Genomic DNA, 21,876 nt, shown 5'->3' on the forward strand with positions numbered 1-21,876 from the left:
CCGGTGCGCACCCACCTCGCCCGCGCCGAGTCCGACCCCGCGGGCCTGCCCGACGACGCCTACGCCGAGCTCCTCACCGCCGACGGGGACGACCTCGAGGCGCTGTGTGCCCTGGCCGACCACCTGCGGCGCGAGGCGGTGGGCGACCAGCTGACCTTCGTCGCCAACCGCAACCTCGACACCCCCGTCGCGGCCGACCCCGGGCGCGCCGACCCCCTCGTCGACGAGGCGTGGGCGCTGGGCGCCACCGAGGTCTGCGTGCAGGGGCCGCTGCCCGCCGACGCTCCCACGACGGCCGCGCTCGACCTCGTCGCCCGCATCACCGGCCGTGCACCGCTGCACCTGCACGCCTTCCGGCCCGCCGAGGTCGCCGACGCGGCGGCGCGCCTGGCGCTGAGCCCGCGCGAGTTCCTGACCGCCGCCCGTGACGCCGGCCTCGGGTCGGTGCCCGGCACGGCGGCGCGCATCCTCGACGACGGCATCCGCGCCTGGCTCACCGGCGGCACCGACATCCCCGCCGCGCGCTGGACCGAGCTGGTGACCACGGCGCACGAGGTGGGCCTGCGCTCGACGGCGACGATGGTCTACGGCCACGTCGAGACGCCCGCCGAGCAGGTCGCCCACCTGCGCGCGCTCGCCACGATCCAGGACCGCACGGGCGGGTTCACCGAGTTCATCCCCATGCCGATCCTGCCCGAGGCCCTGCCGACCGCACGGCGTGTCGCCGACCGAGGATGTGGCGATCCTGGCGTCGAACGCCAGCAAAGCCGCATTGCTCGCACGCGCAGCGTGCGCTCGAGCACCCGGGAGACGCGCGCGCTGTACGCGGTGGCGCGGTTGCTGCTGCACGGGCGGATCGATCACGTCCAGGCCGCGTGGCCCAAACTCGGTGCCGAGCTCACGGTCGCCGTCCTGCGCGGGGGTGCCGACGACGCGGGCGGGCTGCTGCTCGACGGCGCCCTCGACCCCGCGGCCGGGGCCGAGGCCGGGCGCCGGCTCACCCTCGGTGACGTGGAGCGCCTCGCCGCCGCGCTGGGCCGCACGCCCCGCCAGCGCACGACCGTCTACGGCGACGCGTCGCCCGAGCGGCAGGCGGTGCTGCGCGAGCTCGCGGCCCCACGATGAGCGAGCCCACCGAGGTCGACGTCGCCGTCGTCGGCGCGGGGTTCGCGGGGATCGGGCTCGGGGTCCGCCTCGCGCGGCGGCGTCGCGAGTCGTTCGTGCTGCTCGAACGCGCGCACGGGGTCGGCGGCACGTGGCGCGACAACCGCTACCCCGGCGTCGCCTGCGACGTCCCGTCGCACCTCTACTCGTTCTCGTTCCGTCCCAAGCCGGACTGGTCGCGGGTGTTCGCACCGGGCGCGGAGATCCACTCCTACCTGCGCGACTGCGCCCGCGACGAGGGCCTCGACCCCCACCTGCGCCTGGGCACCGAGATGCAGCACGCCCGGTGGGACGGGGCGCGGTGGCGGGTCGCGACGTCGGCCGGCACCTACCGGGCCCGCGTGCTCGTCGTGGCCGCCGGACGGCTCTCCGAGCCGCGGATCCCGGAGATCCCGGGCCTGTCGGGGTTCGACGGTCCGGTGTTCCACTCCGCGCGCTGGGACTCCTCCGCCGACCTCGCCGGGCGCCGGGTCGGCGTCGTCGGCACCGGGGCGTCGGCGGCCCAGATCGTGCCCGCGCTGGCCGGGACGGCCGCCGAGCTCGTCGTCTTCCAGCGCACGCCCCCGTGGGTGGTGCCGCGCGGCGACCGCGCCTACTCCGCCGAGGAGCGCCGCGGCTTCGCTCTGGACCCCGGCGCCGAGCGGGCGCTGCGCGAGGAGCTGTTCGACGACGCCGAGCGCGCCATCGACGCCCGCCGCCGCGTGCGCCCCGACATCGACCGTCTGCGCCGCCGCGCCCTGGACCACCTCGCCGCGCAGGTGCCCGACCCGCGGCTGCGGGCCCTGCTCCGGCCCGACTACGAGATCGGTTGCAAGCGCATCGTCATCTCCGACGACCTCTACCCCGCGCTGTCCCGCGACGACGTCACCCTCGAGCCCAGCGCACTCGCCCGCGTCGAGAAGTCGGCGGCGGTCGCGGCGTCGGGCGCCCACCACCCGCTCGACGCCCTCGTGCTCGCCACCGGCTTCTGGACCACCCGCCTGCCGTTCGCCCAGCGCATCGAGGGCCGCCACGGGCTGCTGGCCGAGCGGTGGGCCGGCGGCATGACCGCGCACGCCTCCACCGCGGTGCACGGCTTCCCCAACATGTTCGTGCTCAACGGGCCCAACGCGAGCCTCGGGCACAACTCCGCGGTCTACATGATCGAGACGCAGATCGACCACGTCCTCGGCGCGCTCGACCACCTCGCCGCGCGGCCCGGCGTGCCGCTGGAGGTCACCGCCGAGGCCGAGGCGGCGTACACCCGCGAGATCGACGCGATGGCCGCCGACACGGTGTGGCTCCAGGGCGGGTGCCGCAGCTGGTACGTCGACGAGGACAGCGGGCGGCTGACGCTGCTGTGGCCGGGGACGGCGCGGTCGTTCCGGGCCCGCAACGGGACGTTCGACCCCCGGCCCTACGGCGCGGCCGGCGCGTGACCCTCGGCCACGCGGGGTAGCTACGGGCCGCGCGGGCGGTCCGGTCCGCGCCCGTCGGGGACCGCGAGAGGACGCCGCCCGCCATGACCAGCGCCAGCACGACCGACACGGACCACGGAGCGGGGTCGAGCGAGCCGACCCGGATGGAGAAGCTGCGCGCCCGTTATCCGTGGCTCGACCACCTGATCCGCGCGGCGACCCGCTACACCGAGAAGCACGGCGACCACTACGCCGCGGCCATCACCTTCTTCTCCATCCTCGCCCTCGTCCCGCTGCTGATGGTCGCGTTCGCCGCCGCCGGGTTCGTGCTGGCCAACAACCAGGAGCTGCTCACCCAGCTGCAGCAGGGCATCACCGCCGCGGTGCCGCCCGGGCTCGGCGATCTGATCAACGGGGTCATCGAGCAGGCGATCGCGCAGCGCAACGCGGTCGGCGTCATCGGCCTCCTGGGCGCCCTGTTCACCGGGCTCGGGTGGATGGGGAACCTCCGGGAGGCCCTGTCCGAGCAGTGGGACCAGCGCGACGAGCCGCCGTCGATCCTCAAGCGCTACGGCGGCGACCTGCTCGCCATGATCGGCCTCGGGCTCGCCTTCGCGCTCTCCTTCGCCGTCACCGCGGTCGGGACGGGGCTCTCGAACACCGTCCTCGAGTTCCTGGGCCTCGGTGACGAGTCCTGGGCGCGGTTCCTGTTCTTCCTCGCCGGCCTCGCGATCACGCTGGCGGCGAACTGGTTGGTGTTCCTCTGGGTGATCGCCCGGCTGCCCCGCGAGCCGGTCACCCTGCGCTCGGCGGTCCGCGCCGCCCTGCTCGGTGCGGTCGGCTTCGTGATCCTCCAGCAGGTCATGACCGTCTACATCGCGAGCGTCACGAGCTCGCCCGCCGGCGCGGCGTTCGGGCCGATCATCGGTCTGCTGGTGTTCACCAACTTCGTCTCGCGCTTCATCCTCTTCGTCACCGCCTGGGCCGCCACGCTCAAGGAGAACCAGCGCGAGGAGCTGCCCGAGCCCGCGCCGGTGATCGTCCGCCCGGCGGTCACCGTGGGCCGCACCCCCGGCCCGCGGGCCACGGCCGGGCTGCTCGGGGCGGGCGCGCTGCTCGGCGTGCTCGGCCTCGGACTCGGGGGCCGGCGCCGCGACCGCGGCTGAGCTCACGGACCGGCGTCGGCCGGCGGCCCCAGCCACGCGCACGCCATCAGCGCGAGCTCGACGTCGAGGCGGTCGCCCCCGAGCGGCCGACCGCGCACCTCGTGGGCGCGGGCGACCCGGTACTTGACCGTGTTGCGGTGCACCCGCAGCCGGCGGGCCGTGGCCGCGAGGCTCCCGCCCGTCGCCAGGAACGTCCGCAGCGTCTCGCGCAGCCGGGCGACGGCGGGGTCGGGGTCGGCCAGCGGCCCGAGGACCCGGCGGGTCCAGGCCCACGCGCCGTCGCGGTCGGCGCACAGCAGGGCCACGGCGCCGACCTCGTCGAACAGCGTCACCCTCGGCGGGTCCACCTCGACGGCGAGGGCGACGTCGTGGGCGCGCCGGGCCTGGTCGTGGGTGGTGCGGAAGCCCTCGACGCCGGCCATCGGTGCCCCGGCCGCCACCCGCAGGCCCGGTGCGTGGCGGGCGAGCACGGCCTCCACGACCGCGCGGGAGGGGGTGGTGTCGTCGCGGCACGGCAGCCACGCCCAGGCGCTGTCGCCGTCCCACGGCACCACGAGCGGGCGGCCGGCGGCGTCCAGCGCGGTGCCGAGGTCCAGCGCGACCCGCTCGAGCGCGCCGAACGGGGCCTCCGCGCTCGGCGAGGACACGACGAGCCCGAGGTGGACCGCGGAGAACCGGTAGCCCAGCGTCGACTCCACGGCCAGCCGGTCGTCCGGCCCGGCCGGAGTCCGCCCGGCGAGGACGTCACGCACCCGGGCCACACGCAGCGCGTGCCGGCTGCGGCGCCCGCGGTCACGTTCGGCCTCGTAGGCCGCCACGACCTGCTGGGTCACGTGGTCGACGTACTCCATGACCACCAGCACGATGCGCTGCGACGCCGCCGCGGCCGCCGCCCCGGGGCGTCGTGCCGCCTCGGCGAACGCCCACTCCATGAGGTGCGCCTGGCCGACCCGGTAGGCCCGGATCAGCGCGTTGACGGGCACCTCGCGCTGCGCCAGCCGCCGGGCGTAGGCGACGGCCGCGGCCGGGGGCTCGACGCCGCGCGGGTCCAGGTCGTGGCGCAGCACGTGCAGGATCGTCTCGACGTTTCCCTCGACGCTCGCGCCGAGCAGGTCGCGCAGGCCGGGGTCGCCGCGCAGCTCGTCGATGCGCGTCGCGAGCACGTCGCTGATGGACGCGCTGACCTCCGTGCGCCGCGGGGCGAGCGCCGCCGCGACCTCGGCCACCGCGTCGCCGCCGGCGCCGTCGGTCCCGGCGTCGCTGCCGCGACGGTCGGGCTCGATGGTCACCACCCGCGATCACCACCCGAGCGCCCGCCGACGGCCGCCGTCGGCCCTCCGCGCGACCGTAGCTTCCGTCGCGGTCGGCGACCAGCACGCGACCCCCCGTGACGTCCTGGGGACAAGGTCGCCCCCGACGTTCGTCCCGGGGGGACGAGCGCGCACGCTGTGGTGCCGGTCACGGTGAGGGGGACCCGATCCCCGACCCCGGGAGCCCCCGTGCCCGTCCACCCCGAGGCCCAGACCCTGCTCGACGCGCTCGCCGAGCAGGGCATGCCGCCCATCGAGTGCATGACCGTGCCGCAGGCCCGCGAGGCCTGCGCGGCGTTCATCGACCTGCAGCCGCCGCCCGAGGACGTCGCCGACGTGACCGACCGGACGATCCCCGGCCCCGCGGGCGACATCCCGGTGCGGATCTACACGCCGGCGGGCGCCGGGCCCCGCGGCGTGCTCGTCTACTTCCACGGCGGCGGCTGGGTGATCGGCGACCTCGAGACCGTCGACCGGCCCTGCCGCACGTTCGCCAACGCCGCCGACGTCGTCGTGGTGTCCGTCGACTACCGGCTGGCCCCCGAGCACGTGCAGCCCGCGGCCTTCGACGACTGCTACGCCGCCACCGTGTGGGTCGCCGAGCACGCCGACGAGCTGGGCGTCGACCCGACCCGGCTGGCGGTCGGCGGGGACTCGGCCGGCGGGCACCTCGCGGCCGCGGTCAGCCTCGCCGCCCGCGACCGGCGCGGCCCGGAGATCGCGTTCCAGATGCTGCTCTACCCGGTCGTCGACTTCGACTGGACGAGCCCCTCGATCACCGACAACGGCGAGGGGTACCTGCTCGGACGGGCCACCATGCAGTGGTTCTGGGCGCACTACCTGGGTGCGACGGACCCGGGGGACGACCCGATCGCCTTCCCGCTGCGCGCCGGGGACGTCTCCGGGCTGCCCCCGGCGTTCGTCGGCACCGCCGAGTACGACCCGCTGCGTGACGAGGGCGAGGCCTACGCCCGCAAGCTCGAGGCGGCCGGCACCACCGTCACCGCGACCCGCTACGACGGCATGATCCACGGCTTCCTCTGGACGCTGGGCGCCACGCCGTCGGGCACCCGCATGGTCGACGACGCCGTCGCCGCCCTCCGCCCCGCGCTGCGCTCCACGGCCGCGGCCGCCTGAGACCCGAGGAGGGACCATGACCGTCACCGAGACCCGCCCGTCGAACGCCGGCGAGGACACCGGCGGCGTCGAGCACGTCGACGTCGTCGTCATCGGGGCCGGCGTGTCCGGCATCGACGCCGGACACCACCTGCGCGAGCGCTTCGGAGACAAGACGTTCGCCATCCTCGAGAAGATGCCCGGCCGGGGCGGCACGTGGTGGACCCACCGCTTCCCGGGCGCCCGCTCCGACTCGGATCTGTTCACCTACGGCTACGCGCACAAGCCGTGGCGCGGGCCGTCGATCGCCACCTCCGAGGAGATCACCAACTACCTCGACGAGGTGATCGAGGAGGACGACCTCAAGGCGGCGATCCGCTACCGGCACGAGGTGACCGCGGCGTCCTGGTCGTCGGCCGAGCAGCGCTGGACCCTCGACGTCCACCGCGACGACACCGGCGAGAACCTGCAGATGACCTGCGGCTTCCTCTGGATGTGCCAGGGCTACTACAACCACCAGGACCCCTACCGCCCCGACTGGCCCGGCACGGACCGCTACCGGGGTGTCATCGTCCACCCGCAGACCTGGCCCGAGGACCTCGACTGGGAGGGCAAGCGCGTCGTCGTCATCGGCAGCGGCGCGACGGCGGCGACGGTCGTCCCGGCGATGGCGGAGAAGGCCGCGCACGTGACGATGCTGCAGCGCACGCCGACGTTCGTCGCGGCCGTGCCCAAGACCCACGAGCTCGCGGTCCAGCTGCGCGCGCTCGACATCCCCGAGGAGTGGACCCACGAGATCCTCCGCCGGGCCTACATCGAGCAGTTCAACGAGCTGACCCGCATGTGCCTGGAGACCCCGGAGGAGGCGCGGACCTGGCTCCTCGACGAGATGCGGCCATACCTTCCCGAGGGCTACGACGTCGAGAAGGACTTCAACCCGGGGTACCGCCCGTGGCAGCAGCGGATCGCGGTGGTGCCCGACGGCGACATCTTCACCGCCATCAGGGAGGGCCGGGCGTCGGTGGTCACCGACACCATCGACACCTTCACCGAGACCGGGATCCGGACCTCGTCGGGCGAGGAGCTCGAGGCGGACATCGTCGTGTCCGCCACCGGGTTCAACCTCACCGCCCTCGGCGACATCCCGTTCACCGTGGACGGCGAGCCGGTCGACGTGTCGCAGCGGATCACCTGGCGCGGGATCATGATCTCGGGTATCCCGAACATGGCCTACGTCTTCGGCTACTTCCGGCACAGCTGGACGCTGCGCGCCGACCTCGTCTCCGACCTCGTGTGCCGCCTGCTGGCGCACATGGAGGCCCGGGGCGCGACGACGGTGACCCCGACGCTGCGGCCCGAGGACGCCGACATGGAGATCCGGCCGTGGTCGGACCCGGAGAACTTCAACTCCGGCTACGTCATGCGCAGCCAGCACAAGATGTTCAAGCAGGGCGACCGGGCGCCGTGGACGCACATGCACGAGTACGCCGAGGAGCGCCACACCCTGCCCGCCGCCGACCTCGACGACGGGACGCTGCAGTACGACTGACCCTCACCGACTGACCCTCACCGACTGGCCCTCACCGCAGCGACGAGCGACGCACCTTGCCCGCGTCGTCGCGCAGCGGTCCCTCCGAGCGCCGCCACGCCCGTGGCCGCTTGGCCGGGGACAGCCGCGCGGCGACGTGGGCGTCGAGCTCGGCGTCGGTGACGTCCCGGTCGGTCTGCACCACCGCGTGCGGCACCGAGCCGAGGTCGTCGTCGGGGGCGGGCACCACGACGGCCGAGACGACCGCGGGGTGCTCGAGGACCGCGGCCTCGACCTCCGCCGGGTACACGTTCTGGCCGCCGACGACGATCATGTCGGCGGCGCGGTCGGCCAGGTACAGATAGCCGTGGGCGTCGAACCAGCCCATGTCGCCGAGCGACTCCCAGCCGTCGGGTCGGCGGCGGGGCTCGGCGCCGAGGTATCGGTAGGTCACCCGGCCCGGCTCGGGGCGCAGCCACACCTCGCCGACCTCGCCGACGGCGCACACCCGGTCGTCGGCAGGGTCGACCGGGCGGACCTCGATCTCGCCGCCGGTCACGCGACCCACCGAGCCGGGGTGCTCGAGCCACTCCCGGCCCGTGATCGTCGTGCGGGCCTGCGCCTCGGTGCCCGCGTAGCCCTCGAGGACGCGGTCGGGCCCCAGCCAGTCGATGACCGCGCGCTTGACCGCCGGCGGGCAGGGCGCGCCGATGTGGAACAGCGTGCGCAGGGCGGGCAGCGCCGGACGCTCGGCGAGCATCACCATCCGGCGCATCATCGTCGGCACGGCATAGATCCAGGTCGCGGCGTGGGTGGCGGCGAGCTCGACCGCGCGCGCGGCGTCGAACCGGCCCATGAGCACGACGTGGTTGCCGGTGAGCAGCCCGAGCAGGGAGAACAGGTACGGCGCGTTGTGGCACAGCGGCGCCGTGCACAGGAACGTGCCGTCGGGCTCGATCCGGTAGACCGGCGCGCGCGCCGTGACCGTCTCGAACGTGCCCGGCTCGCCGGCGAGGATGACCTTCGGACGCCCCGTCGAGCCACCCGACGTCGGCGCCTTCCACGCGGGCGGCGGGGGGACGGGCGGCGGCGGGGTCGCGGGCCCGGTGGGCTCGTGCCCCAGCGGCAGGACGGTGGTGCCCTCGGGAGCGACCGCCGGATCCGTGCCGGGCGCCAGCCCGGCGACCACCGGCGGGCGCACGACCTCGAGGACCGCGGCCAGCTCGCCCGGCGCCAGCCGGTGCGACAGCGGCTGCGGCACCGCGCCGAGCTTCCACGCCGCGAGCGTCAGCGCGTAGTGCCCGGCGACGTTGGGCAGCGCGATCGAGACGAGATCCCCGTGCGCGACACCGTGCCCGGCGAGCTCGTGGGCCCAGCGATCGGCGTGGGCGTCGAGCCGCGCGAACGTCCACGTGCTCGTGTCGTCGGTGACGGCGGGACGGTCGGGGTGCGTCGCCGCGAGGCGCGTGGACGTCTCGCCGAGGGGCTCGGGCATGCCCGCGATCCTGCGCCCGGCGGCCGTCACCCGCCGGGTCGGCCGACACCGCCGCGTCGGCGCAGCGCGGCGTCGGCCACGCCCAGCAGCCGGTCCAGCTCCGGGTCGCCGGTCAGCGGAGCCGCTGCCCAGTCGCTGAGCTCGTCCTCCTCCTCGACGGGGGCGAGCGGCCGCAGCCGGGCCAGCGCGCGGTGCTGTGCGACGCGGACCGCGCCGGGTGTGGAGCCGACGGCCTGCGCCGTCTCCTCGGCGGAGAGCCCGTTCGCGAGCCGCAGCACGAGGATCTCCCGCTGACGCGCCGGGAGCTCGTCGAGGAGGCGGTGCACCAGTTGGCGCCGGGCTCCCCGCAGGGCGAGGTCCTCCGGGCCGGGCCCGTGGTCGGGAGTCTCCGGGTCCGGCTCGGCGACCGTGGGTGCCGCGCCCCGGGACCGGCGCCGCACGGCGTCGACGCACTTGTGGGCCGCGATGCCGTACACGAACGCGAGGAACGGCTTGCCCTCGTCGGTGTAGCCCGGCAGCGCCCGGAGGACGGCGAGGAGCACGTCCTGGGCGACGTCCTCGGCGGCATGGGGGTCGGTGCGGGCCGTGCGGGCGCGGCAGTAGCGCAGGACCAGGGGCCGCAGCAGCGCGAGGAGGCGATCCAGCGCCACTCGATCACCGTCGAGGACGGCCTCGACGAGGCGGTCGAGGTCGGCGGTGCGTGCGGGGTCAGGCGTCACCGTCGTCCTCCTTCAGCAGCCCGCGCAGGCGACGGCGGGCGCGCAGCACGCCGGCGCGCACGTCCTTCACCGCGATCCCGAGCACGGCGGCGGTCTCGGGCCAGCTGAAGTCCTGGACGATCACCATCATGATCTCGCGCTCGGCCGGGGGCAGCCGACGGATCGCGCGGTACACGGTCAGCTCCTCCTCCCGGCACACCATGGCGAAGGCGGGGTCGTCGTCCCACGGGCTGCGTCGCAGCGTGCGGTCGAGCACCTCCTGCAGGTCGTCCGCCGGGACCTCGCCGCGGGCGCGGGCCCGGCGCTCCTCCGAGCGCGCGAGGTTGACCATCGTGGTGCGGGCGAAGGCCCACCGCGTGGCCGCGATCGGCGGCCGGATGGTCGGCCAGCGCCGGTACAGGACACGCACCGTGCCCGACACCAGCTCGTGGTGGTCGGCGCCGCTCTGGATCGCGAGGGCCCACGCGAGGCGGCCGAGCCGGGGCACGTGGTCGACGAGGAACTCCTCGAAGTCGTCACGGCTCATCCGCGCTGGTCGTGGGCAGTCGTGGTCACGGCACGACGTCTGGCTGTCACGAAGGCTCCCCCCGAGAGACCGTCGATGGCGTCACCCCGGAAGGGCGCCACGAGCCCACTCGAGCACACCTCGTGACATGGATCACTCGTGCGGGTGGCCGGCGCGGCGGCGGGGTGCGCCGCCGCGCTCAGCGGCGCCCGGCGCGCAGGGCGAGGAGGCCGCCGAGCCCGGCGAAGACCGCGACCAGGAGCAGGGGGGTGCCCCACGACCCGGCGGCGCCGGAGTCCGGGGCGACGGCGCTCGGGTCCCCGGCCTCCTCGCCGTACCCGTCGGCGGACCCGTTCGCCCCGTTCTCGGGCACCCCGTCGGTGAGCGTGCCGACGCCCTGCGGGTCGGGGAGGGCGAAGCCGTGGTCGAGCAGCGCGCTCGCCTGCTGGTACATCGGCACGGGCCGTTGCTCGCCCCGCATCAGCACGACGACGAGCCGCCGGCCGTTCCGCTCGGCGGCGCCGATGAACGTGTGCCGGGCGTCGTCGGTGAAGCCGGTCTTGCCGCCGAGGTAGCCCGGATAGCCCGTGGTCAACAGGCGGTTGTCGTTGACCACCTCGAACGGCGGGTTGGGCCCGTGGCCGGGGAACGGGATGCGGCGGGTGGCGACGGCCTGGGCGAACGCGGGCTCGCGCATCGCGGCGCGGAAGATCGAGGCGAGGTCGTAGGCCGACGACTGCATCCCCGGCCCGTCGAGCCCGGACGGTGTCGCCGCGCGGGTGTCGAGCGCGCCGAGCTCGCGGGCGGTGCTGTTCATCAGGTCGACGGTGGCCGGGACGGAACCGGTCAGCCGCACGGCCAGCGCGTGGGCGGCGTCGTTGCCCGACGCCATCATCATCGCGTCGAACACCTGGCGGATCGTGTACTGCCCGCCGGGCCCCATGCCGACCCGCGTGCCCTCCTGGTCGGCGTCCTCCTGGGTCCCGGTGATCGTCTCGTCGAGCGGGAGCCGGCGCGCCACGAGCAGGCCCGTCAACGTCTTCATCAGCGACGCCGGCCGCAGCCGCGCGTGCGGGTTGCGCGCGGCGAGGACCTCGCCGCTGTCGAGGTCGGCGAGCACGTAGGACACCACGCCGACCGGTGGCGCCGCGGGCGCACCGGGCGCGACCACGTCACCGCACGACCCCATCGCGGGGCCGCCGATCGGCGGGTCGGGAACCGGCAGGGGGGTGGGCTCGGGCTGTCCGGGCTCGGGGACCTCCGAGCTGTCCACGGGCGGCCCGGGCGCGGTGCCGAAGGGGCAGGACGCGTGGCCGGGCAGGGCGGGACCCGCGGGGCTCGCTCCGGCCACGCCGGGTAGCGCGGACAGCCCGATCGCCAGGGCCGCGGTCACCGTCGCCAACCGCCGTCGGGTGCGCACCGGCGGGACAGTAGCCGCCGGAGTGTGCGGGCCGGGCACGGGTCGGGAGTGCGGCGTGGTGGGGGAGCGAGGGACGCCCTCGCTGCGTCCCACGCAGCCGGGGCGTCCCTCGCTGCGACGCCCCCGCGAGCCCGAGCCGCGGCCGCGCGCTCAGCCCTCGGCGGAGGTGTTCTCCGTCGGCAGCTCGGCGCCGTTGACCTGGCCGTCGCGGACCGCGGACTTGCGCCCCGAGCGGCGGGCGGTCGGGCGCGGGGCCGGCATCGAGCCCGCGGAGCCGCCGCCCGGGCCGAGGATGATCTCGGCGAAGGTGGCCATGGCCTCGTCGAGGTGGCCGGCGTTGCGGCGCTCGGACTCCTCGTTCGCCTGGCGGACCAGGGCGACGACGGCCTCGTGGTCGGGGCGGTTGACGAGCGTGCCGTCGAGGCGGTCCAGGCCGTTCTCCACCGATGTCGACAGGGCGCCGACGCGCTCGCCCAGCCCGTTCTCGACGCCGTCGAGGCGCGCGCCGACCTGGTCGAGCCGCGCCGTCAGGGCGTCGAGGCGGGTGGTGAGCTCGCCGAGCTGGGTCGCGGTCTCCGTGCGGGTGGAGTTCGCGTCGGTGCGGGCGGCCTCGCGGGTCCCGGTGATCTCCTCGGAGACCCCGCGGGCGAGGTCGTCCAGGCGGTCGCGCAGGCTCGCGTCGACGGCGTCGACCCGCTCGCGCATCGGGCCGGTGACCGCGGCGGGCAGCCCGTCGAGGCGCATCTCGTGGCGGTCGAGCCGGTTGTCGAGGTCGTCGAGGCGCTTGTGCAGCCCGGAGAGGCGGTCCTCGAGCCCGTCCATGCGGCCCGCGACGCCCTCGAAGCGCCCCGTGACGCCGTCGAGGCGCCCGTCGAGCTGGGCGAACGGGGTGGCGAGGCGCTCGGCGACGCGGTCGACGAGGCCCTCGACCAGCCGCGCGAGCGACGAGATCGACGACTCCTGGGCGTCGAGCTTGGCGACGGTCTCGTCGAGGCGCTCGGCCAGCACGCTCATCTCGGTGCGGTCGGGCACGTCGGAGAGGCGCTTGCGGATCGCCCCGAGACCGTCCAGCGCCGCGAGCCGGCCGTGGATCTCGTCCAGAGAGTCGAAGATCTGCTGCTGCTCGCTGTCCCGGACCTCGGCCGCCCGCACCAGCATGCTGCGCATGCGGTCGAAGGACATGGTCTGGTTGTTGTCGATCACGCGGCGCCCACTCTCTGGAACTTCCGGCTCGGGGCCGGCCGGTCTCGGCGGGGCCGAAGCGTAAACACCCCTCGGCGCGGCACCCCATCCGGGTGAGGGCCCTGCGCCGGGGGGTCCACCACAAGGGCACCAGGGGTGCTCCCGGGTTCAGTGGCGGCGCAGACGCCCCAGGAAGCGGTCCTCGAGGGCGCGCCAGGCGGCCGCCTCGCGGTCGAACGGCGGCGAGGGCGTCAGGCGCGTCGGGTCGGGCCGCACGACGAACGACACGAGCCAGCCGAGGCTCTCCGAGGGGGCGAGCGCCTCGCGGGTGCGGGTCTCGCCGGCCCAGGCGGCGGCGTCGGTGACGAGCTCGACGGCCAGCTCGAGCTGCTCGGCGTCGACGACGTCCGGGCCCTCGCCGAGGTCGTCGGCCAGCCCGGAGAGGACGTACTGGTTCTCGGGCGCGACCTCGATCTCCAGGTCCCCACCGGTCGCCGCCGACACGACCTCGTCCCAGGTGCTGACCTCGGCGAGGTCGTGGCCGGCCTCGCCCTCGCCGGCGATCCAGGTGCGCAACGCGCGCGCCGAGGAGAAGACCTCGATCGTCCCGCCCGAGCCCAGGAACACCGGCTCGTCGTCGAGGTAGCACCGCAGGGTGATCACCTCGCCGTCCGGTGTCGTGATGCCGATCGGGTCGATGCCGACCTCCTCCCAGAAGCCCTCCTCGGGCTCCTCCGCGGCGTCGACGAGGTCGGAGCGCAGCGACTCGCCCGCGGCGTCCGCGCGCAGGTCCGCCGGCGCGTCAGCCAGGGGGCCTGTCGCAGCGGCGTCCTTCGGGTCGTCGGCGACCGCCTCCGGGTCGGCGGCGTCGCCGTCGACGTTCTCGGCCGGGGCGGCGGGCTCGCCCTGCGGGTCGGGGTCCAGGTCGCCGCCGGGCGCGGGGGTGGCGGTCGCGCGCAGGCGGGCGGCACGGTCGGAGTCCACCGCGGGCGTGGTGACCATCGCGTCCAGCGCGTCGACGACCTCGTCCCAGCGCTCGTCGACCACCTCGGCGAGCTCGGCCCACAGCGCCTGCCCGTCCCGGCCCATGAACGCGGGCGGCCCCGCGGACAGCGCGGCGAACGCCGGCGTCGCGTCCAGCACCTCGTGCACGACCTCGAGGTCGCAGACGTCGGCCAGCGACCGGCACATCGCCGCCACCTCGGCGAGGTCGTCGAGGGTGAAGGTGTCGGGGTCGCCGGCCACGAGCTCGGGCACGCCGACGACGTCGTAGCGCTGCACGTCCTCGGGGGTCAGCTCGTCCACCGAGAGCTTGACGACGACGGGCCACGCGGGGTGGTCGGCGAGGTCGTGCTCCTGGCCCGACTCCTCCGCCGCCGCGATCCAGGCCGCGAGGTCGGCGGCGTCGGCGAAGGCGAACAACGCCTCGTCGTCGCCGAGGAAGGCCTCCCACTCCTCGCCGTCCTGGCGCCACCGCGGGGCCCACAGCGTGACGAGGTCGCCGCCCGTCAGGGCCAGCGTGATCGGGATGATGTCCTGCGCCATGCCGAGCGGCCTCCGCGAGCCGGGGGAGTGCGTGCGCGGCGCACCCTATGCCGACGGCCGTGACCTGCCCGTACCGGCGTGACACGCTGCGCGGCGTGGACCTGCTGCGCACCCCGGACGACCGCTTCGCCGACCTGCCCGGATTCGGCCTCGAACCGCGGTACGTGGAGGTCGAGGACCCCGACGGCGGCGGGGACGGCATCCGCGTCGCCACCTACACCGCCGGACCGGACCGCGCGCCGACCGTGCTCATGCTCCACGGCGAGCCCACGTGGTCCTTCCTCTACCGCCACGTGATCGACGCGGTGGTCGCGGCGGGCCTGCGGGCCGTGGCCGTCGACCTGGTCGGGTTCGGGCGCTCCGACAAGCCGGCCCACGTCGCCGACCACAGCTACGCCCGCCACGTCACCTGGACCCGCCAGGCGCTCGACGCGCTCGGCGAGCGCGAGCTCGTGCTGCTCGGGCAGGACTGGGGTGGGCTGATCGGCCTGCGCCTGGTCGCGCAGGACCCCGGGCGCTTCCCCGCCGTCGTCGCGGCCAACACCGGGCTGCCGACCGGCGACCGGGACATGCCCGAGGTCTGGTGGAGCTTCCGGCGGGCGGTGGAGAAGGCCGAGCTGTTGGACGTGGGGCGGCTGGTCGCGTCCGGGTGCGTCCGCGGCCTCGCCGAGGACGTCCGCGCGGCCTACGACGCGCCGTTCCCCGACGAGAGCTACAAGGCCGGTCCGCGGGCGATGCCCCTGCTCGTGCCGACGCGTCCCGACGACCCGGAGAACGGGCCGAACCGCGCGGCGTGGGAGGCGCTGGGCCGCTACGAGCAGCCGTTCCTCGTGGCCTTCGCGGACTCGGACCCGATCACCGGCGCGATGGGCCCGATCCTGCAGCGCCACGTCCCCGGCGCGGTCGGGCTCGCGCACCCGGTGGTCGCCGACGCCGGGCACTTCCTGCAGGAGGACGCGGGTCCCCGCCTCGGGCAGATCGTCGCGTCGTTCGTCCAGGCCGACCGCCGGCGCACGCCCCCGGGCGGCGAGCCGGGCTGATCCGCCGCGGGGACGACGGCTAGCGTCCGGCCGCATGCCGGAGCCCCGGGTCGTGCGCCACCCGCTCGTCGACATCCGCCTGACCACGCTGCGGGACGAGCGCACCGACCGCGCGACGTTCCGCGCCGCGGTGCGTGAGCTGACCGCGATGGTGGTCTACGAGGCGATGCGCGACGCGCCGACGACCCCGACGGAGATCACCACGCCGGTGGCCACGACCACGGGTGCCGTCCTGGCGAACCCGCCGGTGCTCGTGCCCGTGCTGCGCGCGGGGCTGGGGATGGCGGAGGCGGCGCACGCCCAGGTGCCCGGCGCGGTGATGGGCTTCGTCGGCGTGGCCCGCGACGAGGAGACGCTGCGGCCGACCCCGTACATGGCCTCGCTGCCCGCCGACCTCGCCGGTATCCCGGTGCTCGTCCTCGACCCGATGCTCGCCACCGGCGGGTCGATGGCCCACACGATCGACCTGCTCGCCGAGCGCGGCGCCGACGACGTCACCGCCGTCTGCCTCGTCGCCGCACCCGAGGGCGTCGCCCGCCTCGGCGAGGCCCACCCGTCGGTCGAGGTCGTGGCGGCCGTCGTCGACGAGCGGCTGGACGAGCGCGGCTACATCGTGCCCGGGCTCGGGGACGCGGGGGACCGGCAGTTCGGCGCGATGCCGTAGGTGCGCTCCGCGCTCGTGAGCAGAAACGCGTGCCATAGCCCCTGCCCTAGCCCCTCGAACTGCTCACGTGCGCGGAGCGCACCCGTGGCGGTCGCGGTGGCGCATCCGTGGAGGATGGACGGTATGAGCATCCCCGTGCTGACCGCCGTGGCGTGGCCCTACGCCAACGGCCCGCGGCACATCGGCCACGTCTCCGGTTTCGGTGTGCCCTCCGACGTCTTCTCGCGCTACCAGCGCATGGTCGGCAACCGGGTGCTCATGGTCTCGGGCACCGACGAGCACGGCACGCCGATCCAGGTGCAGGCCGACGCGGAGGGCACGACGCCGCGCGAGCTCGTCGACCGGTACTCGCGGGTGATCCAGGACGACCTCGTCGGGCTCGGCCTGTCCTACGACCTCTTCACGCGCACCAGCACCGACAACCACCACCGCGTCACCCAGGACCTGTTCCGCGCGCTGTGGGCCAACGGGTACGTGCGCACCGAGAAGACCCTGGGCGCGATCAGCCCGTCCACCGGCCGCACGCTGCCCGACCGCTACATCGAGGGCACGTGCCCGATCTGCGGCTACCCGAGCGCGCGCGGCGACCAGTGCGACAACTGCGGCAACCAGCTCGACCCCGCCGACCTCATCAACCCGCGGTCGCGGATCAACGGCGAGATCCCGCAGTTCGTCGAGACCGAGCACCTGGTGTTCGACCTGCCCGCGTTCTCGAAGTCGCTGGCGTCGTGGCTCGACACCCGTACCCACTGGCGCCCGAACGTCCTGAACTTCAGCCGGCGGCTCGCCGACGACCTCAAGCCGCGCGCGATCAGCCGTGACCTCGACTGGGGCGTGCGCATCCCGCTCGACGGCTGGCAGGACCAGCCGATGAAGCGCTTCTACGTCTGGTTCGACGCCGTCATCGGCTACCTGTCGGCGTCGGTCGAGTGGGCGGGACGCACCGGCGACCCGGACGCGTGGAAGCAGTGGTGGTGCGACCCCGAGGCCCTGTCGTACTACTTCATGGGCAAGGACAACATCACCTTCCACTCGGTGATGTGGCCGGCGTTCCTGCTCGGGCACAACGGCGAGGGCGACCGGGGTGGCGAGGTCGGGGCGTTCGGGCACCTCAACCTGCCCACCGAGGTCGTCAGCTCCGAGTTCCTGACGATGAGCGGCTCGAAGTTCTCCACCAGCCGCGGCACCGTCATCTACGTCGGCGACTTCCTGCGCGAGTTCGGCCCGGACGCGCTGCGCTACTTCATCTCGGTCGCCGGCCCGGAGAACCAGGACACCGACTTCACCTGGGACGAGTTCGTCCGGCGCACGAACTTCGAGCTGGCCAACGAGTGGGGCAACCTCGTCAACCGGTCGGTCTCGATGGCCGCCAAGAACGTCGGCGCCGTCCCCGAGCCGACGGTCCCGGACCCCGCCGACGAGGCCCTGCTGGCCCAGTCGCGGGCGGCGTTCGACACCGTCGGCGGCCACCTCGCGCGCTCGCGGTTCAAGCAGGCGATCTCCGAGGCGATGCGCGTCGTCGGCGAGGCCAACGCCTACCTGAGCCAGCAGGAGCCCTGGAAGCGCAAGGACGACCCGGCCCGCCGCGACACGATCCTGCACACGGCACTGCAGGTCGTGCAGGACGCGAACACGCTGCTCACCCCGTTCCTGCCGCATGCCGCGCAGAAGGTGCACGAGGCCCTCGGGGGTACCGGGGTGTGGGCCGAGCAGCCGCACCGCGAGGACGCCGGCGTGTCCGGGGAGCTGGGCACGAGCCACTCGGTGCTCACCGGGGACTACGCGCACGAGCAGGCGCGCTGGACGTCGACCCCGATCCCGGTCGGCCGGCCGCTGTCGCGCCCCACGCCGCTGTTCGCCAAGCTCGACCCGTCGCTGGGCGAGACCGGCCCGTCGTGGGCACCGATCGCGACCGATGGCTGAGGGCTCGAAGAAGAGCGACCGAGAACCGGGACGGCGCGCCGACAGGGTCCCGCCGCCCGTGCCCGAGCCGATCGGGCCGCCGGTGGTGGACGCGCACACCCACCTCGACGCGTGCGGGGCCCGGGAGCCCGGGGTCCTCGCGCAGGTGCTCGACCGCGCGACGAGCGCGGGGGTCGCGGCGATGGTCACCACCGCCGACGACCTCGCCTCGGCCCGCTGGGCGGCGTGGGCGGCGGACACCGACGAGCGGGTGTTCGCCGCGGTGGGCCTGCACCCGACGCGGTCGAACGACCTCACCGACGACGCGCGGCGCGCCATCGAGGAGCTGACGGCGCTGCCGCGGGTCGTCGCGGTGGGGGAGTCGGGGCTGGACGACTACTGGACGACGCGCCGCGAGGACTGTGCCCCCCTCGACGTCCAGCGCGAGGCGTTCGCCTGGCACATCGACCTGGCCAAGCGCACCGGGCTCCCGCTGGTCGTCCACGACCGGGACGCCCACGACGCGATCCTCGACGTGCTCACCGCCGAGGGCGCGCCGCCGATGACCGTCTTCCACTGCTTCTCCGGCGGCCCCGAGCTCGCGCGCCGCTGCGCCGAGGAGGGCTGGTACGCGTCGCTGTCGGGCACCGTGACCTTCCGGAACGCGAACGCCGCCGAGCTGCGACGAGCGGCACAGCAGGTGCCCGGCGAGCTCGTCCTCGTCGAGACCGACGCCCCGTTCCTGACTCCGCACCCGTACCGCGGTCGGCCGAACGAGCCCTACTGCATCCCCCACACGGTGCGCGGCCTCGCGGAGCTCCGTGACGAACCGGCGGAGCGGTTGGCCGAGACCAGCGCCCGGAACGCCCAGCGGGCCTTCCGACTGGCCGAACAGCCTCAACCTTCACGCTCCGTGGAACGAAGGGGCACGCAGTGACCACGTTCGTCGTCGCCGGAGGGCCGTTCGGCGCACCACGGTCGTGTCGGCTTGATGGTCGCGACACCCAACTCGTTACCGTGCTGTGACTCGCCGGGGTGGAGCCACCCCCGAGACCCGCGTGGTGGGGACTCCCCAGGTCGCCACCACGGGGAGGACGGCACGAGGTCGTGACGCTCTCCTCAAGGGTCGGCTCCTGCCCGGACGTACGGACGATGTGGACTCCCCCGTGCCTGTGCGCTCCCTGCTCGCCCTGAGGTCCTCCTCGTACACCCTGCTCGCCGTGGCGGCCGCCCGATGAGCGCCGACACCGCCACCGCGCGCGGCCGCGGCCCCGCCGACACCGGCGAGACCGACACCGCGGGCCTGCCGATCGTCGACCCCCGGCACCCCGGTGAGGGCTGGTACGGGACCGAGTACGGCACCGGCTACGGATACGGCTCGGCGTACGACGTCGAGTACGGGTCGGACTACGGGTACGACGCCGCGCACGAGTTCGGCTACGACACGGCCTACGGCACGCGTGCCGGCGAGCCGCCGAGCTGGTTCGACGACATCACCGGTCCGCTGCCGGTGGCCCGCGGCGAGGCGTCCGGGGCCATCGCGCTGCCCGACCTCGACGAGTGGAACGACCTCGAGGCCGCCGCCGCTGAGCAGGCCGAGCAGGACCTGCGCGACGCCGCGCCGGCCGGGCTCACCGGGCTGGAGGACCCGGAGCGCCTGACCACCGAGACCAGGCGCCGCTCGACCGCCGTCAAGGGCGGCGTCGCGGTGGCCCTGCTGGCCGTCGCGGCCGGCGGCAGCACGGCGGTCGCGCTGGACAAGGAGGTCACGGTCACGGTCGACGGCGTCGACCAGGTCGTGCACACCTTCTCCTCCGACGTCGCGGGCGCCCTGGAGAGCGGCGACATCGAGCTCGGCCCCGGCGACCAGCTCGCCCCGGGTCCCGACGCCGCGGTGAACGACGGCGACCACCTCGTCCTCAACCGCTCGCGCGACGTCGCCCTCATGGTCGACGGCCGCCCGCAGACGATCACGACGACGGCCCGCACCGTCGCGGACGCGCTGGCCCAGCTCGGCCTGCCCACGGACGGTGTCGTCACGTCGGCGCCGATGAGCGCCGCCATCCCGGTCAACGGGATGAACCTCGACGTGCGCGTCCCCAAGACGGTGACCCTGATCGACGGGGCCAACGCCCCCGTCCAGCTCACGACCACCGCGCTCAACGCCGCGGAACTGCTGGCCCAGAACGGGCTGGCCCTGAGCCCGACCGACACGGTCGCGGGCGGCGACACCCTGGCCGGGGGGTCGACCGTCACGGTCACCCGCAACACGGTCACCCAGGTCACCGAGACCCGCCCGATCGCGCCGCCGATGCGCACGGTCGACGACCCCGACCTCGAGGAGGGCGAGACCCGCGTCGAGGAGGCCGGCACGGCGGGCGAGGAGATCGTCACCTGGTCGGTCAACGCCACCAACGGCACCGAGACCGGTCGCACGCAGATCGGCGAGTCGCAGGTCACGCGCCAGCCCGTCGGCGGCGTCATCCATCGCGGCACCAAGCCGAAGAGCTCGGCACCGTCCGTGGGCCGCGGCAAGTGGGACCGCATCGCCCAGTGCGAGTCGACCGGCAACTGGTCGATCAACACCGGCAACGGCTACTACGGCGGCCTGCAGTTCGACCGGAGCACGTGGCGGGCCTACGACGGCGACGAGTTCGCCGCGCTGCCCCACCAGGCCAGCCGCGAGGAGCAGATCGCGGTCGCCGAGCGCGTCCGCGCCGACCGCGGCGGCTACGGCGCCTGGCCGGTCTGCGGCAAGAAGTAGGCCCTTTGCGCTCCGCGCTCGTGCGCGCTTGCCCGTGCCAGGGCACGGGCAAGCGCGCACAGGCGCGCAGCGCCAAGATGACCGCGTGACCGAGCCCGTCCGCCTGCTCGGGGCCTCCGACGTGCGCGCCCTGGCCGCCGAGCTCGACCTGCGTCCCACCAAGCGGCTGGGCCAGAACTTCGTCCACGACGCCAACACCGTGCGCCGCATCGTGCGCCGCGCGGACGTCGGGCCGGACGACGTGGTGCTCGAGGTGGGACCGGGCCTCGGTTCGCTGACCCTGCCGCTGCTCGAGGCGTCGGCGACCGTGGTCGCGGTCGAGATCGATCCGGTGCTGGCCGGGCGCCTGCCGGCCACGGCGGCCGAGCGCGCCCCGGGCCGGGACCTGCGCGTGGTCACCGGCGACGCGCTGCGGCTCGCGCCGGGCGACCTCCCCGTCGCCCCGACCGCGCTCGTCGCCAACCTCCCCTACAACGTCGCCGTGCCCGTCGTGCTGCACCTGCTCGCCGTGCTGCCCGGGCTGCACCGGGGGCTGGTCATGGTGCAGGCCGAGGTGGCGGAGCGGCTCGCCGCGCGCCCGGGCGAACGGGCCTACGGCGCGCCGTCGGCCAAGCTCGCCTGGTACGCCGACGCCCGCCGTGCCGGACCGGTCCCGCGCGCCGTGTTCTGGCCCGTGCCCGGCGTGGACTCCGGGCTGGTCGCGTTCACCCGGCATCCGGCGGGGCCGGGCACCGACGTGCCGCGCGAGGACGTGTTCGCCGTGGTCGACGCCGCCTTCGCCCAGCGCCGCAAGTCCCTGCGCGCCGCGCTCGCCGGGTGGGCGGGCTCGCCGCCGGCGGCGGAGACGGCGCTGCGGGCGGCGGGCGTCGACCCGGGCGCGCGGGGCGAGTCGCTCGACGTGGCCGCGTTCGCCGCGATCGCCCGGGCCGGCCGGCACCCGGTGACGGCGTGAGGACAGC

The 21,876-nt window shown here is 75.1% G+C and carries 18 protein-coding genes; 11 read left to right on the forward strand and 7 right to left on the reverse strand.

Annotated features, from left to right (window positions below; all coding sequences use genetic code 11):
• Positions 1–3: 3 nt before the first annotated feature.
• The 3 genes from C8D89_RS30400 (at position 4) to yhjD (ending at position 3,727) form a co-directional block, all read left to right on the forward strand.
• Positions 4–1,125, forward strand: coding sequence for an FO synthase (locus C8D89_RS30400; protein WP_243418228.1), 1,122 nt, complete (start codon positions 4–6; stop codon positions 1,123–1,125).
• On the forward strand, positions 1,122–2,582 hold the full coding sequence (locus C8D89_RS18675; RefSeq protein WP_116709629.1) for a flavin-containing monooxygenase: 1,461 nt from the start codon (positions 1,122–1,124) through the stop codon (positions 2,580–2,582). The genes C8D89_RS30400 and C8D89_RS18675 overlap by 4 nt, the downstream gene beginning before the upstream one ends.
• An 83-nt stretch (positions 2,583–2,665) precedes the next feature.
• A complete protein-coding gene (gene yhjD / locus C8D89_RS18680) occupies positions 2,666–3,727 on the forward strand; it encodes an inner membrane protein YhjD (protein ID WP_116709630.1) in 1,062 nt (353 codons plus the stop codon).
• A gap of 2 nt (positions 3,728–3,729) precedes the next feature.
• On the opposite strand, the gene C8D89_RS18685 is transcribed toward yhjD, so the two are convergent.
• Positions 3,730–5,019, reverse strand: coding sequence for a PucR family transcriptional regulator (locus C8D89_RS18685; protein ID WP_116709631.1), 1,290 nt, complete (start codon positions 5,017–5,019; stop codon positions 3,730–3,732).
• 207 nt (positions 5,020–5,226) lie between these two features.
• Between C8D89_RS18685 and C8D89_RS18690 the strand changes: the two genes are divergently transcribed.
• Both C8D89_RS18690 and C8D89_RS18695 read left to right on the forward strand, forming a co-directional pair.
• A complete protein-coding gene (locus tag C8D89_RS18690) occupies positions 5,227–6,174 on the forward strand; it encodes an alpha/beta hydrolase (protein WP_116709632.1) in 948 nt (315 codons plus the stop codon).
• A gap of 16 nt (positions 6,175–6,190) precedes the next feature.
• Entirely contained in the window at positions 6,191–7,702 is a 1,512-nt protein-coding gene (locus tag C8D89_RS18695) for a flavin-containing monooxygenase (protein ID WP_116709633.1), read from the forward strand.
• 31 nt (positions 7,703–7,733) lie between these two features.
• On the opposite strand, the gene C8D89_RS18700 is transcribed toward C8D89_RS18695, so the two are convergent.
• The 6 genes from C8D89_RS18700 to C8D89_RS18725 all read right to left on the reverse strand — a co-directional run bounded on the left by C8D89_RS18700 (position 7,734) and on the right by C8D89_RS18725 (position 14,547).
• Complete coding sequence (locus tag C8D89_RS18700; protein WP_116709697.1) at positions 7,734–9,176, reverse strand: AMP-binding protein; 1,443 nt, start codon at positions 9,174–9,176, stop codon at positions 7,734–7,736.
• A 26-nt stretch (positions 9,177–9,202) separates the two neighbouring features.
• Complete coding sequence (gene shbA, locus C8D89_RS18705) at positions 9,203–9,895, reverse strand: RNA polymerase sigma factor ShbA (RefSeq protein ID WP_116709634.1); 693 nt, start codon at positions 9,893–9,895, stop codon at positions 9,203–9,205.
• Positions 9,885–10,421 carry a sigma factor-like helix-turn-helix DNA-binding protein gene (locus tag C8D89_RS18710; protein ID WP_116709635.1) on the reverse strand — a complete coding sequence of 179 codons (537 nt, stop codon included), beginning with the start codon at positions 10,419–10,421 and terminating at the stop codon, positions 9,885–9,887. Before C8D89_RS18710 ends, shbA begins: the two co-directional genes overlap by 11 nt.
• Before the next feature lie 178 nt (positions 10,422–10,599).
• Positions 10,600–11,820 carry a D-alanyl-D-alanine carboxypeptidase family protein gene (locus C8D89_RS18715; RefSeq protein ID WP_243418229.1) on the reverse strand — a complete coding sequence of 407 codons (1,221 nt, stop codon included), beginning with the start codon at positions 11,818–11,820 and terminating at the stop codon, positions 10,600–10,602.
• Between the two features lie 150 nt (positions 11,821–11,970).
• Positions 11,971–13,023: a PA containing protein gene (locus tag C8D89_RS18720; RefSeq protein WP_116709636.1), complete on the reverse strand. Its 1,053-nt coding sequence runs from the start codon at positions 13,021–13,023 to the stop codon at positions 11,971–11,973.
• A 147-nt stretch (positions 13,024–13,170) separates the two neighbouring features.
• A complete protein-coding gene (locus tag C8D89_RS18725; RefSeq protein WP_116709637.1) occupies positions 13,171–14,547 on the reverse strand; it encodes a primosomal protein in 1,377 nt (458 codons plus the stop codon).
• Between the two features lie 95 nt (positions 14,548–14,642).
• Between C8D89_RS18725 and C8D89_RS18730 the strand changes: the two genes are divergently transcribed.
• The 6 genes from C8D89_RS18730 (at position 14,643) to rsmA (ending at position 21,869) form a co-directional block, all read left to right on the forward strand.
• Positions 14,643–15,587: a haloalkane dehalogenase gene (locus C8D89_RS18730; RefSeq protein WP_423717189.1), complete on the forward strand. Its 945-nt coding sequence runs from the start codon at positions 14,643–14,645 to the stop codon at positions 15,585–15,587.
• A gap of 34 nt (positions 15,588–15,621) precedes the next feature.
• On the forward strand, positions 15,622–16,251 hold the full coding sequence (gene upp / locus C8D89_RS18735; RefSeq protein ID WP_116709638.1) for a uracil phosphoribosyltransferase: 630 nt from the start codon (positions 15,622–15,624) through the stop codon (positions 16,249–16,251).
• A gap of 123 nt (positions 16,252–16,374) precedes the next feature.
• Positions 16,375–18,174 carry a methionine--tRNA ligase gene (gene metG / locus C8D89_RS18740; RefSeq protein ID WP_116709639.1) on the forward strand — a complete coding sequence of 600 codons (1,800 nt, stop codon included), beginning with the start codon at positions 16,375–16,377 and terminating at the stop codon, positions 18,172–18,174.
• Positions 18,167–19,090, forward strand: coding sequence for a TatD family hydrolase (locus tag C8D89_RS18745; RefSeq protein WP_116709640.1), 924 nt, complete (start codon positions 18,167–18,169; stop codon positions 19,088–19,090). Before metG ends, C8D89_RS18745 begins: the two co-directional genes overlap by 8 nt.
• 297 nt (positions 19,091–19,387) lie before the next feature.
• On the forward strand, positions 19,388–20,917 hold the full coding sequence (locus tag C8D89_RS18750) for a resuscitation-promoting factor (protein WP_116709641.1): 1,530 nt from the start codon (positions 19,388–19,390) through the stop codon (positions 20,915–20,917).
• Between the two features lie 85 nt (positions 20,918–21,002).
• On the forward strand, positions 21,003–21,869 hold the full coding sequence (rsmA, locus tag C8D89_RS18755; protein WP_207787300.1) for a 16S rRNA (adenine(1518)-N(6)/adenine(1519)-N(6))-dimethyltransferase RsmA: 867 nt from the start codon (positions 21,003–21,005) through the stop codon (positions 21,867–21,869).
• Positions 21,870–21,876: the final 7 nt, after the last annotated feature.

It is taken from the genome of Actinomycetospora cinnamomea (assembly GCF_003096675.1).
GTDB lineage: Bacteria > Actinomycetota > Actinomycetes > Mycobacteriales > Pseudonocardiaceae > Actinomycetospora > Actinomycetospora cinnamomea.